General features: G+C 48.3%; 11 protein-coding genes. All 11 read right to left on the bottom strand.

Going from position 1 to position 15,214, the window contains the following annotated elements:
• Nucleotides 1-12 precede the first annotated feature (12 nt).
• The gene (htpG, locus tag DW091_RS00965) at nt 13-1,923 is read right to left on the bottom strand and encodes a molecular chaperone HtpG (protein WP_118517178.1); all 1,911 of its coding nucleotides are present in this window, start codon (nt 1,921-1,923) and stop codon (nt 13-15) included.
• A gap of 287 nt (nt 1,924-2,210) precedes the next feature.
• On the bottom strand, nt 2,211-6,395 hold the full coding sequence (locus tag DW091_RS00960; protein WP_118517177.1) for a response regulator: 4,185 nt from the start codon (nt 6,393-6,395) through the stop codon (nt 2,211-2,213).
• A 39-nt stretch (nt 6,396-6,434) separates the two neighbouring features.
• The gene (locus tag DW091_RS00955; RefSeq protein WP_074618140.1) at nt 6,435-7,739 is read right to left on the bottom strand and encodes an ABC transporter substrate-binding protein; all 1,305 of its coding nucleotides are present in this window, start codon (nt 7,737-7,739) and stop codon (nt 6,435-6,437) included.
• 162 nt (nt 7,740-7,901) lie between these two features.
• Nucleotides 7,902-8,558 carry a transaldolase family protein gene (locus DW091_RS00950; protein ID WP_118517176.1) on the bottom strand — a complete coding sequence of 219 codons (657 nt, stop codon included), beginning with the start codon at nt 8,556-8,558 and terminating at the stop codon, nt 7,902-7,904.
• A gap of 118 nt (nt 8,559-8,676) precedes the next feature.
• Nucleotides 8,677-9,276 (bottom strand): rubrerythrin, encoded by a 600-nt coding sequence (gene rbr / locus DW091_RS00945; RefSeq protein ID WP_013382441.1) that lies wholly within the window; start codon nt 9,274-9,276, stop codon nt 8,677-8,679.
• A gap of 84 nt (nt 9,277-9,360) precedes the next feature.
• Entirely contained in the window at nt 9,361-9,930 is a 570-nt protein-coding gene (locus DW091_RS00940; protein WP_058693300.1) for an ANTAR domain-containing protein, read from the bottom strand.
• A 41-nt stretch (nt 9,931-9,971) separates the two neighbouring features.
• The gene (locus DW091_RS00935) at nt 9,972-11,270 is read right to left on the bottom strand and encodes a glutamine synthetase family protein (RefSeq protein ID WP_118517175.1); all 1,299 of its coding nucleotides are present in this window, start codon (nt 11,268-11,270) and stop codon (nt 9,972-9,974) included.
• Nucleotides 11,271-11,281: 11 nt separating this feature from the next.
• The gene (locus DW091_RS00930; RefSeq protein WP_118517174.1) at nt 11,282-12,004 is read right to left on the bottom strand and encodes a glutamate synthase; all 723 of its coding nucleotides are present in this window, start codon (nt 12,002-12,004) and stop codon (nt 11,282-11,284) included.
• An 11-nt stretch (nt 12,005-12,015) separates the two neighbouring features.
• Nucleotides 12,016-13,254 (bottom strand): FAD-dependent oxidoreductase, encoded by a 1,239-nt coding sequence (locus DW091_RS00925; RefSeq protein WP_118517173.1) that lies wholly within the window; start codon nt 13,252-13,254, stop codon nt 12,016-12,018.
• On the bottom strand, nt 13,247-13,705 hold the full coding sequence (locus DW091_RS00920; protein ID WP_118517172.1) for a 4Fe-4S dicluster domain-containing protein: 459 nt from the start codon (nt 13,703-13,705) through the stop codon (nt 13,247-13,249). The genes DW091_RS00925 and DW091_RS00920 overlap by 8 nt, the downstream gene beginning before the upstream one ends.
• A gap of 2 nt (nt 13,706-13,707) precedes the next feature.
• Nucleotides 13,708-15,213: a glutamate synthase-related protein gene (locus DW091_RS00915; RefSeq protein ID WP_118517171.1), complete on the bottom strand. Its 1,506-nt coding sequence runs from the start codon at nt 15,211-15,213 to the stop codon at nt 13,708-13,710.
• Nucleotide 15,214: the final 1 nt, after the last annotated feature.

Raw genomic sequence — 15,214 nt, 5'->3', positions numbered from 1 at the left:
ATATTATCTAAATTACACCATCAGCTCACAAATAGAGCGCGCAAATTCTACTGGATCTTCAATGGTCATTCCCTCAATGAGCATGGCCTGATCGTAAAGCAGGTTGGCATATTTTTTCAGCTTATCGTTATTTTTATCTTCATATGCTTTTTTCATGGCGTCAAACACCGGATGGCTCCCATTGATTTCGAGAACCTTATCGGCTTTGACATCGCCGCCCATGGGCTGTGCGTTTAGAACTTTTTCCATTTCTAAGGATATCCCCTCTGTTGAGAAGCATACTGGGTGGCTTTTCAGTCTTGTGGACAGCTTGACCGCATTTACCTTGCCGTCCAGAGCGTCCTTGATGGCGGTCATTAAATCCTTATTCTCTTCATTTTTGGCTTCAGATTCTTTTTTGGCCTCTTCGGACTGTTCGATCCCCAGATCATCATCGGAAGCGGAGCGGAATTCTTTTTCATCATACTTCATGAGACTCTTAAGCGCAAATTCATCCACATCGTCGGTGCAGTAAAGCACTTCGTAGCCCTGATCTAAGAGCAGCTCAATCTGCGGCATTTTCCCAATCTTTTCAATGGAATCACCGCAGGCATAGTAAATATATTTCTGATCTTCCTTCATTCTGCCGACATATTCTGCAAAGGTGACGGTTTTCTTTTCACTGGAGCTGTAGAACATCACCAGATCCTTAAGCTTATCAGCATTCATCCCATAGTTTTCATACATACCAAACTTGAGCGGCAGACCAAAGTTTTTATAGAATTCGTCGTATTTTTCACGGTCTTTTTTCTGCATGTCCATAAGCTCAGAGGTAATTTTCTTTTCAATACGCTGGGCGATGGCCATGACCTGGCGGTCCTGCTGAAGCATTTCTCTTGAGATGTTTAAAGAAAGGTCCTGTGAGTCGACTAGACCTCTGACAAAGCCAAAGTAGTCCGGAAGCAGATCCTCGCATTTATCCATGATCAGCACACCGCTGGAATACAGCTGCAGACCTTTTTTAAACTCTTTTGAGAAGTAATTATAGGGCACGTTCGACGGGATAAACAGCAGCGCGTCATAGGTGCACACGCCTTCTACATGGGTCGCGATGACTTTTGCAGGATCGGTATAATCATAATATTTTTCCTTGTAGAAATTGTTATAGTCTTCATCGGTAACTTCGCTTTTATTCTTTTTCCACAAAGGCACCATGCTGTTGAGGGTCTCCTCCTCCAGGTAGGTATCGTACTGTGGTTCGTAATCCTCTTTGGCTTTTTCTTCCTCGGAAGCCTCTACCAGAGTACTCTTTTCCACTTCCATTTTAATGGGGTAGCGGATATAATCGGAATAACGCTTAATCAGCTCTCTGAGACGGTATTCTTCCAGATACTGGCTGTATTTTTCATCATCGGTATCGTCCATGAGTGTCAGGATGATTTCTGTCCCGACTTCATCTTTATCGCAGGCTTCAATGGTATAGCCTTCCGCGCCTTCGGATTCCCATTCATAGGCCATGTCGCTGCCGTCTGCCTTTGTACGGACCTTGATGTCTTTGCTGACCATAAAGGCGGAATAAAAGCCGACGCCAAACTGGCCGATGATATCAATATCTTCCTGAGCCTCATGCTCAGACTTAAATTCCAGAGAGCCGCTGTTGGCGATAATGCCAAGGTTTTCTTCCAGCTCTTCCTGGGTCATCCCGATACCGTTATCGGTAATGGTCAGCGTTTTTGCTTCCTTATCCGGAATAATGTGGATCGCATAGTCTTCTCTTGAGAGGCCGCTGCCGCCTTCCGACATATTTTTAAAATAACGTTTGTCAATGGCGTCGCTTGCATTTGAGATGATCTCTCTTAAAAAAATCTCTTTGTTTGTATAAATCGAATGAATCATTAAATCCAGCAGGCGTTTGGATTCTGCCTGGAATTGCTTTTTAGCCATAATCTCCACTCACTTTCATTTCGTTATTGTTAGCACTCGATATGTACGAGTGCTAACAATACTATAGATCATTCTGATGAAAAAATCAAGATCTTTTGAGGAAAAATTTAAATAATCTTAATGACAATTTTTGTTCTCAGCGCTTTCTCCCGTTTTTGTGACGTCTTAGTTATTACGAGTACCTTTATAAAAACTTAACAGGGATGCTCTGCGTCTTCCTTTCCAGAGCATCTAAAACCAAAAACCCGCCGGAGTTTCCCTTGCTTTCCGGCGGGTAAGGCTGATTGTTATGATATTTTGGTTTCCAGCACTCGGCGCATCACTACCTGATTGTCATAGAAAAGATCAAACATATCCGGCGCAAAGAACTTTCCTCTGTCGCGGTACATAATCTCCAGAGCTTCCTCCATTGTGAAGGCCCGCTTATATGGCCTTACAGCCGTCAGGGCGTCGAAAACATCTGCGATGGAAAGCGCCTGTACATAAAGCGGAATCTCATTTCCCTTTAAGCCACAGGGATACCCGCTGCCGTCCCACCGCTCATGATGATACAGCGCCATATCTCTGGCATAGTTCAGGAAATCATCCGGGTGTGTGTTGTCAATAATTTTCTGTACCATATCGCCGCCGATCTGGCTGTGGGTTTTCATATGGTCAAATTCTTCCGGTGTGAGCGGTCCTGGTTTTTTTAGCACCTCATCCCGGATTCCAATCTTGCCGATGTCGTGCATGGCGGAGGCCTGAAGCATATCTGCCCTGGTTTCTTTCGGAAAAGCCTTCTTATACTGCGGCGTTTTTTCCAGAATTTCAAGCAGCGCCCTGAAATACCGGGTGGTATTTTTCACATGACTGCCGGTGGTACCATCTCTGGACTCGATGGCCTCTGCCCAGCCCTGGTTCATCATCTTTTGCAAATCCTCGATGCGGCTGGTTTTTTTCCGGACAATTTCCTCCAGATTGTTCTGGTAGCCATACAGCTCTATCTGTGCGTCGACTCTGGCCAGCATGGCGACATGGTCGAATGGTTTGGTGATAAAATCCTTTGCTCCTAAGAGAAATCCCTTCTGTTCGCTTTCAGAATCTTTCTGTCCGGTCAGAAAAATGACGGGTATCCTCCGGTATTCGGGCTGTTTTCGTATCTGCCTCAGGGTTTCATAGCCATCGATTCCAGGCATTTGAATATCCAGCAGGATCATGTCTGGTCTGCCAATTTTAAGGTAACGCAGCAGCTGTTCTCCCGAAATCAGTTTTGTAAGCCGGTAATGCGTCTGGAGCACACTCTCCGCCAGATCCAGATTAACCGGGTTATCATCGACCACAGCAATGTTTTTCCTGCTGTCCGTTCTCTCTTCCTGTACCTGCTCCTGTTCGCAGGGGCTTTCCCCTTCACGGTAGGTATCCAGTATCTCGGCGGCCCACTCAAACTCATAGCGCTCGTAGCAGTCACGCAGCTCATTGAGAAGAAGTGTGCTTTTTTCATCGCAAAGGTAATGCGTTTTTTCAGAAAAAAGAGCTTTCAGCATTTCTGTATCATAGGTCTTAAAGGCTTTTTCCAACTGGTTCAGCACACAGCTGTCAAAGTAAATATCATTTTGTTTTTCGGGCTGATTTTCCATTTCAGTCCGGTTTAAAAAACCTTCAATCTCTTTAACCGCGCGGCTTACACGTACGGTGAAAACTGGCAGCGTGGTACGGATTTTCGCCAGGTCTTTCTCATTTCCCTGCTGCTCCATCTTTTCGGCCAGCGCAGCAAGACCGGCAGCCGAAACAGCCGCACAGGCTCCCTTAAGACCATGTACCTCGATGATAAAACGCCGCATGTCGTTTTTGATTAACTCTGGCAGATCGGCTGTTTTGTCCTGAACGGTACGGTAAAATGTTCTTAAAATCTGGGTGTAAACAGAAATTGAACCGATCCGCGTAATCCCATCCCGGAAATCGATCTCCTCGGTTCTATAGCGCAGCAGCCACTGGGGAATATTCTCCGTTGCAGGACCAGTCTCTTTCTGCTGTCCGTCTGCCCTTGTATCGTTGGCCGCTTTCAGCCATTTTCTCAGGATGTCATGCATCCTGTGAATGTCGATGGGTTTTGCTAAAAAGCCGTTAAAGCCTTCGTTTTTATAAAACTGCTGGGCCTCCCGCGTGGCATTGGCGGTCAATGCAATAATGGGCAATTTTTTATATTTTTCATCTGGCAGGGCCCTGATTGTTTTCAAAGCCTCTACTCCATCCATCTCAGGCATCATATGATCCATAAACACGAGATCGTAGTCCTGCTTCTGGACTGCCGCCACTGCCGCCACACCGGAAACGGCAAAATCAATCTGCATGCCGTAGGGCTCCATAAGTCCCTCGGCAATCTGAAGGTTCAGCTCATTGTCATCCACCACCAGTACAGAGACAAAAGGCATGGAACGAACCATGGTATTGCCTGCTCCGGGCTGTTTAGACGGAATGCTGATTTTTTCATCCTTATTAAGCACCATTGCCAGCTGCCCTGTGAACAGAGGAAGATAGACGCTTGTGTCATTCATCAGCGGATGTTCATTCAGATTCAACAGCGTGATAAAAGCAGCATTTCCCATCTGTTCGGCGGCGTCAAGCATTCTTAAAACGGCTCGTTTGGCAAGGATATGTGTGTAACGGTTCTTTTCCATATACATATCAAAGGTTTCCCGCGTGTCACACAAGTCATAGGGTACGCCCAGTTTATCAAGGCAGTCTCCCTCGTAACGCCGTAAAAGCTCTGATGTTTCATAGACCAGTATCCTCAGCTTTCCGTTCACTTTTCCAACCATCGGCGTCTCGTCAGAAATCCCCTGGCAGACTGTCGCGGTAAAAACAGACCCTTTCCCATATTCGCTTTTCACCTTAATTCCTCCGCCCATCATTTCACAGAGGCTTTTGGCGATGCTGAGGCCAAGGCCGGTTCCCTCAACATTTCGGTTTCTGTGGGTATCTATCTGATTAAAGCTTGTAAAAAGCTTGTCCATATCTTTTTCTTTAATGCCAATGCCTGTATCCCGGACTTCAAACCGCAGGCAAAGCTGTCCGTTCTGGCCTTTTTCAAAGCTGATCCCGAGACGGATATAACCTTCATTTGTAAATTTAACGGCGTTGCCGACAAGGTTCAGAAGAATCTGCTTGGTTCTTCCCATATCCCCGATGAGCGATTTCGGAATCATGGGATCAACATCGGTGAGGAATTCCACAGGCTTTTCGCCTATCCGTACAGCAATGATTACTGTCAAATCATAAAGCAGGGATTCCAGCTCATAAGGGGCTTCTATAACCGTAAATTTCCCTGAATCCATTTTTGAGATATCCAGAATATCATTGATAATGGTCAGGAGGCCTTTCCCCGAGTTCATAATGCTCAGTACCTGATCGCGCTGCTTTGAGGTCAGATCATCCCTCAAAAGGATCTCGCTGATTCCCACCACCGCGTTCATTGGCGTGCGCAGTTCATGGCTGACATTGGCCAAAAAAGCTGATTTTTCGTCTGCTACCCTTTTCCGGCTTCTGGATACTGTATAAGAAAACACAGCAAAAAGTCCCAGAGCCATAAAAATAATCAGCATTGCTACTGCGATGACAATAAGCTCACGGGTCAAAGCCACGGTTTTTCCAACCACCACATCTTTTGCGACAACATTGACAACAGTCCAGCCGTTAAAGCCAATGGGCTTATAATAAGCGTATTTTTCCACGCCCATATTGGAATAGAGGGTCATTCCCTCCTTGTGAGCCGCCACATCATTTTTCAGGCTTTCCAAGCTGTAGCCTTCTTTAAAGCTGACACTTTCCAGCGCCCTGTACAGATTGTTAAAATCGAGGCTCTTGGTCCGGAGCACTGTATCGCCTTTCTGATCAATGATATAGGCATACCCTTCTCCGCCGAAACTGTCAAAGCTCAAAACCTTCCCCAGGTTTCTGATATCCATCATCGCCACCAGCACGCCGCTGCCGCCATCTTTTTCCCTCAGGGGCACTGCGAGCACAATGCCGCTGACTGCACGGTCTGTAAAAATTTTTCGGGTCAGGTCTCCAATGGCAGGCTGTCCCGCCATCGCCTCCTTGAAATAACGCTCATCATTGATACTTCCGCTCTGAGTTGAATCCGTGGCCCGCAGCATGCCGTCCGCAGCGGCATAGCCTGTATAGGCAAAGCCATACTGTTCCGCAAGGTCTTTCAGATAACGGATCCGTTCATTCTCCGAATCCATGGAGGCAACCGCTGAGGCGGCAGAGGACAGTGCCTGCTGAGTATCGTTGACTACGGTAGTCATATTTGTGCCGATGTAAGTAGCAACCTCTGAGAGATGCCTTTTATTCTCTTCTTCAAGGGCATTGTCAAATTTTCTGATATAAGCAGCCGCGATTCCTGCCAGCACGGCAAAAAAACAAAGAAAAATCACACTGATGAGTACTGCCTGCTTTTTATTTTTGATCAGCATCTTACTTTTTTTCAAAGGATGCCCTCCTTATATCCATAGGGATAAAATATAATCCTACGGTTCATTCCCGGCTGCGCGGCTTTTACGCGCGTTGTCCATATCCCTCAGGCAGGCGTCGGCTGTGTAATCCGTTTCCTGCATGTATCGTTGTATATAAGCCGCGTCGACCTGGGAAAAGCCTTTTAGTCTGAGCCAGGTAACGGAATCATAAAAATGCTGCTCGATCAGCCGGTCTGCCTCCACATACTGAGGGGTGGATATACTCCCCACCTGATTTTTGAAAATGGGAGCGGTATAAATACCCTCATAGTCGATATTATAATTGTAAGGATCGGCCATAAAAGTGATAAGGTCCAGCGCCGCATCGAGGTTTACACTGTTCTTACTGGCAAGCAGCAGCATTTGGTTTGGGCCTTCAAAGCATCCCTCCTCAGGAACGCCGATAAAGGCCGGCATCAGGCCAAATTGTGAGGCGTCTCCTTCAAAATCGGTATAAAGCCAGGTATCCCAGCAGATCATCATGGCATAACGCTCACTGGACATGGCACTGCTCATTCCCTCCCAGTTATTATCTGCGTAGCTATCGCCAAAGTATCCCTTCTGCGCCATGGTGCGGTACCACTGCACGATTGTTTTCATTTCCGGTATATCTGTATAAGAGAGGGTATTGTTATTGAGCCCTTCCAGTATTTCAGATTTCGAGGTAAAGCTGTCCATTGGAAACTGGCAGAGCAGCATGGTGCTGCCTTCATTGGGAAGGTACACAGGCGTTACGCCTTTTTCATAAAGAACCGCACAAACCTGCATAAATTCCTCCTGTGTGCGGGGAATCTCCAGATCATACGCCTTAAAAATCTTTTTATTGTACAGCATTCCGGAAACAGAGGCCTCCCCATGAGGCAGGCCGATCACTTTACCATTGTAAATGGTCTGATTAAGGGCTGTATCTGTCAGGTCCTCCACCCATTGTGCCCCGGTGAAATCATAAAAATTTTCCTCTGGCTTCAGGTTATCCAGATTAATTCCGCCATAGCTCAACAATATATCCGGCTTTTGCGCAGTATTGGATTGAAAAGCCGCCGGCACCTCCTCTGACATTTCCTGCTTCGAAAGATATCTTATCTCAAGGGTATTCCCCGTTATTTCCTGGTAGCGTTCAAAGGCCTTTTTTTGATAAGGCCGCTTAAGGTCGGTGTCATCGCCCCAGATGGTAATGGTCCGGTTCGATACAGTTCCCCATTCGTATTGGGGCGTTTCAAAGGCTGTCACCGATACGGTTTCTTTTTTCTGCCCGCAGCCTGTTAAAAGAAGCGCCGCTATCGCCACAAGGCAGACGCTCCGGCCAATATGCTTTTTCATTTTTCCCTCTATTGATGCCGATCGACATATTATTTATTATTTAATCATTTACATATAAAATTATATCCTTTTTTCCGGTATTATTCAACAGGATAAAATCATTATCACTAATAAGTGATTAAAAATAAAAAAGCGGCACCCTAAGGGTACCGCAGCATTGGCTTAATATTTTTCTCTCAGCATTTCTCCATGCCTGTTAAAGGTTTCGATGGCCGAAACTGCCAGCTCCTTGTTCATCATCTTTTCGAAGATATTATAAGGAATGGTAACAGAATGCGCGCCGCAGGCCAGGGTCTGTATGACCTGGTTGGTATTTTTAAAGCTTGCGCCCAGAATCTCACAGTCTAACTGGTGTTCATCAATAAAATCGCGGATAATGGAAACTGCCTTGTAGGGGTCCAGATCGTTGTTGGACATGCGGTTAATGTAAGGCGCAATACTGTCGCAGCCCGCCAGCGCGGCAAATATCCCCTGATCAGCAGAGTAAACGGCTGTCCCCAGAATTCTGCAGTCCGGGTATTTTTCGCGTATCTGCTTTACCACCTCCAGCCCTGCAATATCCATTGGTATTTTAAGACCGACACGCCCCGCGTTGTCGAGGGACAGAATTGTCTCGCAGTCCTCCAGACGCTCCTCCACTGTTTCGCCGATGGCCTGCACATAGATAAAACGCACCCCCATCTCCAGGATTTCATGCACCTTTTCCGCTCTGGGGGTCCGCTCGTTAAGAAGAATGGTTGGATTGGTCGTAACGCCTTTAAAAACGCCAGTCTTCATGGCCTTTTTAATTTCCTCAATATTCGCTGTATCTAAAAACATTTTTTATTCCTCCCTTTATTTTGTGCAACGATTATAACAAAACTGTCTTAAAATATTTCAAAAAAGCTCCGGAGTCAGTTTCTCTGACCTCCGGAGCTCGGTTCGTTCTAAATGTTCTTTAATAAGCTTCTACAAATAATTCAAAGTATTCTCTGCCGTGCTTGCAGGCCGGGCATACCTTTGGCGCTTCCTTGCCTTCGCTGATATAGCCGCAGTTTCCGCATTTCCATTTGACAGATTCTGAACGCTTAAATACGCGTTCCTTTTCAATGTTTTCAGCTAATTTTAAATAGCGGGCTTCATGGGCTTTTTCAACCTCTACAATATATTTGAAGGTAGCCGCAATGTCTTTAAAGCCTTCTTCTTCAGCGGTTTTTCCAAAGTTATTGTACAAGTCGCTCCATTCTTCGCGTTCGCCAGCAGCGGCGTTGATCAGATTGGTGCGGGTGTCATCACTCAGGCTGACAGGATATTCTGCGGTAAAGCCGACCATCATGGCTTCGCCGTCCAGACCTTCATTTTCCACGATGTATTTGTAGAACATTTCGGCGTGTTCTTTTTCATTGGCTGCTGTTTCCAAAAAAATATTCTGGATCTGAATATAGCCTTCCTTTTTAGCTTTTGACGCAAAAAAAGTATAGCGGTTGCGGGCCTGGCTTTCGCCTGCAAATGCCTTCATCAGATTTTCCAGTGTTTTCGTTCCTTTTAATTTACCCATTTTGTTTATTCCTCCTTGAAACAAGACGTTCTTATATTATTTATACACCTATTTCAGAGGAATAAACAGGTTCTTAAAATCTTTTCAGCGCTCGTAGGTCCGGATGAGGTTTTCTGCAACCTGCCGGGGTGATATCCGCATATCCATTGCCTGCTTCTGTATGTAACGATGGGCCTGTTCCTCGGTCATATTCAGATAACCCATCAGGCACAGCTTGGCCCGGTAAATGATCTTAATATCATCCATTTTCTTTTGCAGCTTTTCGTTCTGTTCCTTAAGACGCTGCATCTTTTCCTTTGAGTGCAGCACAAACTTGATGTTCTGGGTCAAAAACTGGCGGTTGATGGGCTTAGACACCACGAAGGCTGTTGTGTCCATCAGCTTGGCCTCCACATGTTCTACCAGCTCGTTTTTTACGATAAGCACTACGCCGATCAGATACTTTTCGATCGTATCAAGGGCCAGCTCGATACCGAACTCATCGCCCAGAGGGGTATTGATAATGACCATATCATACTCTATTTCCTGAAGACGCCTTCGGCCTTCACTGCCGGAGGGGACCGCGTCAATCATGCTGAAATCCATCCCCCGCATGATCTCCGTCAGCGCTTTTGTAATCTCGTTCTGCCTGCATACCAACAACACATTACTCATTATTTCATCCCCCCTTTTTTCAGGTTTTTATTCTTCCCAGATTAGAAGGTTGAAAAATAACGGTCAATTTCCCACTCATGGACCATTCCGATGTATTGTCTCCATTCCCAGCTTTTAAGCTGAATATATTTCTGTGTTGTTTTCTCGCCGAGGACTTCTACCACCAGGGTATCCTTTTCCATTTCTCCCAGCGCTTCCCTTAATGTCATGGGCAGTTTTTGAAGCGCTGCGGGTGCTTCCCCCAGTGGGTCCATCAGGGTCAGTTTCTTTTCAATCCCCTCAAGGCCGGCTGCCAGAACCAGCGCAAAGGTGAGATAGGGATTGCAGGCCGGGTCCGGGCTTCTGAGCTCCATACGGCAGTAATCGCCCACAGCGGCCGGGATACGAATAAGCGGTGATCGGGAGCCGTAGCCCCAGCTGACAGTCTGGGGCGCTTCGTAGCCGTCCATCAGACGCTTGTAAGAATTGACCAGCGGGTTGGATACCGCGCTGATCCCTCGGATATGCCCGAGCACACCGGCGGCAAACCATCTGGCTTCATCGGTCAGCCCGCCGAAATCACTGGTAAAAATATTTTCGCCGTCTCTCATAAGCGACATATTAATGTGCATGCCGCTGCCTGGCTGCCCGTTGAGGGGCTTTGGCATAAAGGTGGCATGCAGGCCGTTGCGCTGGGCAATGGTCTTAACCACTGTCTTAAAGGTCATGATGTTGTCCGCGGACTCCAGGGCGCCACTGTATTTAAAGTCGATCTCATGCTGTCCCCGGGCCGATTCATGATGGGAGCTTTCGATTTCAAACCCCATTTCCTCCAGCGTCAGGATAATCTCACGCCGCGTATTTTCGCCGCGGTCAAAGGGAGCCAGGTCAAAATAGCCGGCGTCGTCAACCGGCTCTCTGGTCGGCTCTCCGTTTTCCCCAAGGCGGAACAGAAAGAATTCACATTCTGCGCCCACGTTAAAGCGATAGCCCAGCTTCTCGGCTTTTTTCATCTGCTCCTTCAATATATAACGGCTGTCGCCTTCAAAATCTGTGCCGTCCGGGTATTTCACATCGCAGAGAATTCTGGCCACCTTGCCCTGCTGCGGCCGCCAGGGCAGAATCTGAAGGGTGGACAGGTCTGGGTGCAGGATCAAATCAGAATGATCCGCATCCAGACAGCCTGCCACAGAATTAGCGTCAAAGGGCACACCATAGAGAATGGCGCGCTCGATCTGCTCGTTGGATATGGCGATATTTTTGCTCTGCCCATAGATATCGCAGAACTGCATCCGGATAAATTTAATATCATTTTCTTCGATATAGCTGACGGCATCGAGTGTTTTTTTGCCAAAATTCATTTTTTCTCTCCTTAATACGCTGTATATAAATCATTATAAGGATTGTTGGCACTTGGTGTCAATTTATAAAAGGGTTTTGCTAAAATCTCCTTAATATCAGCGTCAAAATAATGACAGTAGTTTTCAATACAGGCCATGGCCGGCTCCAGCATTGCAGGTGTGCACAGCTCTGCCACTACCTGCGGTGCCAGCTCTGTGGGCGGCACATCACTGCGGATATACATGGCTCCGCCGTGCATACCCGTCCCACAGTAGCCGCCTGCCGGAAAAGCGTTTTCCACGCCCAGCCCCAGAACCACAATGGTTCCGCCGGCCTGATACTCGCCCAAAAAAGACCCGACCTTTCCGCCGATCACCACCACGGGCTGGTGCTCCATATAAGCTTTCATGTGAATGCCTGCGCGGTAGCCTCCGTTGCCGCGGATGTAGATGCTGCCGCCGCGCATGCCATAGCCCAGGGTATCGCCGCCGTTTCCATAAACCACAATATCGCCGTTATCCATGGTGTCGCCCACTGCATCCTGCACGTTGCCGTAAACCGTAATATTCGTGCCGCTTAAATATGCCCCCATGGCATTGCCCGGTGTGCCGTAAACAGTAATATTTTTGTTTTTAACGCCAGTACCAATATAGCGCTGACCCAGAACCCCCTTGATGGTAATCTCGCGGTCCTCTGCTGCCTTTACCTCACGGTTCAACTCGGTATAATATTTTTTTCCTGCTTCAATGATCATCCTTGTTCCTCCTAATGCTCTGCACTGAGCTTTGCATAACGTTCCCCGGGTTTAAAAGCCATGAGGCCCGGTTCTTTTATCAGCCTTTGCATATCCACTGTCTCAAGGGGAATCTGTTCCCGGATCATATCGGTATAAATACCGCCGCGACAGCAATTACCGATGATGATACAGCCCTTTAAAACGCCGTCCTTTATATAAAATTTCTTATAGCTTTCATTGGTTTTAACAGTGATGGCTTCGCCGAGATAGCTGCCTGCTGTCATCATATACAGGCCCAGAAGCCCCATGGAATTTACCGGAAAGGCCTTTTCGTACACAGCGCTGCCGCCAGCCATATTTTGTCCTGCCACCTCACCCTGCATATAGGCGTTTGGCAGAATCGCCATGTTTTTAGCCGTCTGTGAGGTAATATCATAGCTCTGCGTACAGTCTCCAGCCGCATAAATATCCCTCAGGCTGGTCTGCTGGTGATCATCGGTCACAATTGCGCGTTCCACCTTTCCGCCAGCCTGCTCGACCAGCCCCATCTCCGGTCTTGTCCCCACTGCCAGAATAAGAATATCATAGGGGAGAAGCTCACCGTCACTCAGAGCAACCTCCATATCGCCGATTTCGGTAATACTGGTTTCCAGCTTTAAAACCATTCCCCGGCTCATCAGATGCGCCTTGATAATCTCTGCGCTTTCTGCGTCCAGAACACTGGGCAGCACCCGGTCTGCCAGATCTACCACCGTCACACCCGCGCATTGTCCCACAACCGCTTCAGCTGCCTTCAGGCCAATGAGCCCCGCGCCTAAAATGACGACTTTAGAATTTTTATCCAGAATCTCACCCACGCCAGCCGCGTCATCCATGGTTGTAAAGGTAAAGGTGTTTTTGGCCGTCTCCCTCCCCTTGATCGGCGGCACAAAGGGAACAGAGCCCGTCGCCACCAGAAGCTTTTCATAGACGATGACTCCGCCGCCTGCCAGGCGCACCTGGTTCTTTTCCGCGTCAATGCGCTCTGCCCTTGTACCAAGCATTACCTCACAGGCATTTTTTTCATAAAACGCCTCATCCCGGTAAATCATTTTCTCCTGGGAGACTTTGCCCTCCAGCCAATAGGAGATCAACGGTCTTGAATAGGTGTGGTGTTTTTCTGCGCTGATAATCGTGATGCTGCCGTCCTGATCCTCTTTGCGGATACCCGTGACGCCGCCGATGGCTCCGGCGGAATTTCCGATGATCAAATACTTTGTCTTATTCATTGACAGCACCCCTTTCTTCAAAAACAATGGCACGGTTCGGACAGTTTTTAACACAGGCTGGCTCACCGCCGTTTTCTGTGCACAGTTCACATTTCAGCATGGTTTTCGTGTGACCGACCACCAGACAGCCGTAGGGGCACATGGCAATACAGGTACGGCAGCCCACACAGCGTGTATCGTCGATTTTAACCACACCATCTTCCCCGACTGATAAAGCGCCAGTAATGCAGCCCTTGACGCAGTAAGGTGTTTTGCAATGGCGGCAGGAAACCGCAAAATGGATTTCCACCCCGTTTTCCATACCATCCTCCACACGGATGCGCGGCAATGGTTTTTCCTTTCGATTAAAGGCCTTGAACATATCCTCCTCGCCGGAGTTTGCAAAAGCACACTGATATTCGCAAAGGTGACAGCCCAGGCACCATTCTTCATTGACATATACTCGTTTCATCATTAAACCCCCGCATGTTTTATTCCAAGAATTTCAAGTTCTCTATCGGACAGGCCAATGCCCCGCAGCATCAGGCGGTTTCCCTTGAGAGACTCGATGGAGTTGATGCCCATACCGCCCATCATTTCCTGGATTTCATGGTTCCAGGCACGCATGAGGTTGGTGAGGCGTTGTGCGCCAATTTCCGGATTCAGCCGTTTTACAAGATCCTCACGCTGTGTGGCGATGCCCCAGTTGCAGCGGCCGCTCTGGCAGTGGCGGCATAAATGACAGCCGAGGGCCAGAAGGGCGGCAGTGCCAATATAGCAGGCGTCTGCGCCAAGGGCAATGGCCTTGACCACATCGGCGGAGCTGCGGATGCTGCCGCCGACAACGATGGAGATATCATTGCGGATCTGCTCATCCCTCAGACGCTGATCCACCGACGCCAGCGCCAGCTCAATGGGAATCCCGACGTTGTCACGGATGCGGGTCGGCGCTGCGCCGGTACCGCCTCTAAAGCCGTCGATGGCAATGATGTCTGCGCCCGAGCGCGCAATGCCCGATGCAATGGCGGCCACATTGTGAACCGCGGCGATTTTGACAATCACCGGCTTAGTGTAGCCGGTGGCCTCTTTTAATGAAAAAATCAACTGACGCAGGTCCTCAATGGAATAAATATCATGATGGGGCGCCGGTGATATGGCATCGGCGCCTTCTGGAATCATGCGGGTTTTTGACACCTTTTCCCCGATTTTTTTACCGGGCAGATGACCGCCGATCCCGGGCTTCGCGCCCTGTCCCATTTTAATCTCAATGGCGGCGCCGGCCATCAGGTAATCCTCATGCACGCCAAAGCGGCCGGAAGCTACCTGGACGATGGTGTTTTGCCCGTACTGGTACAGGCCCTTGTTTAAACCGCCCTCGCCGGTATTGTAGCAGGTTCCAAGCTCCGTTGCCGCACGGGCAAGGGACTTGTGGGCGTTTTCGCTGATGGAACCGTAGGACATGGCCGAAAACATAATGGGCAGCTCCAGCTCAATCTGCGGTGGAATCTCGGAAATAATGTTTCCCGCTTTATCCATCTCCAGCTGACCAGGCTTTTTACCCAGGAACACCTTTGTCTCCATTGGCTCGCGCAGCGGGTCGATGGACGGATTAGTTACCTGGCTGGCGTTAATGAGCATTTTATCCCAATATACCGGGTATTCGTTGGGGTTTCCCATGGAGGAGAGCAGGACACCGCCGCTGCCCGCCTGGCGGTAAACTTCCTCAATGGTGCTCTGCTTCCAGTTGTAATTTTCCTTGAACTGGTTGTCGGTCTTGACAATCTTAAGAGCGCGTGTCGGGCACATACTCACACAGCGCTGGCAGTCCACACAGCCGGTTTCGTCTGCTTTCATGACGTCCAGCTCCGCATCGTAGCTGTGCACCTCGTTGGCGCACTGTCTTTCACAGACCCGGCATTTGATGCAGCGGTTTGGATTTCTGACAATTTCATATTGTGGATAAATATAATTGATTCCCATT

The organism is Eubacterium sp. AM05-23 (assembly GCF_003477535.1).
GTDB classification, from domain to species: Bacteria; Bacillota; Clostridia; order Eubacteriales; family Eubacteriaceae; genus Eubacterium; species Eubacterium maltosivorans.
The sequence above is the reverse complement of the archived record's forward strand: the minus strand, read 5'-3'. Positions and strand labels throughout refer to the sequence as shown.

Excerpts from the sequence above, each read along its gene's own strand:
- DW091_RS00925 (WP_118517173.1), bottom strand. The coding sequence starts at position 13,254 with ATGAATAAGACAAAGTATTTGATCATCGGAAATTCCGCCGGAGCCATC.
- DW091_RS00935 (WP_118517175.1), bottom strand. The coding sequence starts at position 11,270 with ATGAATTTTGGCAAAAAAACACTCGATGCCGTCAGCTATATCGAAGAA.
- DW091_RS00930 (WP_118517174.1), bottom strand. The coding sequence starts at position 12,004 with ATGATCATTGAAGCAGGAAAAAAATATTATACCGAGTTGAACCGTGAG.
- DW091_RS00915 (WP_118517171.1), bottom strand. The coding sequence starts at position 15,213 with ATGGGAATCAATTATATTTATCCACAATATGAAATTGTCAGAAATCCA.
- rbr (WP_013382441.1), bottom strand. The coding sequence starts at position 9,276 with ATGGGTAAATTAAAAGGAACGAAAACACTGGAAAATCTGATGAAGGCA.
- htpG (WP_118517178.1), bottom strand. The coding sequence starts at position 1,923 with ATGGCTAAAAAGCAATTCCAGGCAGAATCCAAACGCCTGCTGGATTTA.
- DW091_RS00950 (WP_118517176.1), bottom strand. The coding sequence starts at position 8,558 with ATGTTTTTAGATACAGCGAATATTGAGGAAATTAAAAAGGCCATGAAG.
- DW091_RS00955 (WP_074618140.1), bottom strand. The coding sequence starts at position 7,739 with ATGAAAAAGCATATTGGCCGGAGCGTCTGCCTTGTGGCGATAGCGGCG.
- DW091_RS00940 (WP_058693300.1), bottom strand. The coding sequence starts at position 9,930 with ATGAGTAATGTGTTGTTGGTATGCAGGCAGAACGAGATTACAAAAGCG.
- DW091_RS00920 (WP_118517172.1), bottom strand. The coding sequence starts at position 13,705 with ATGAAACGAGTATATGTCAATGAAGAATGGTGCCTGGGCTGTCACCTT.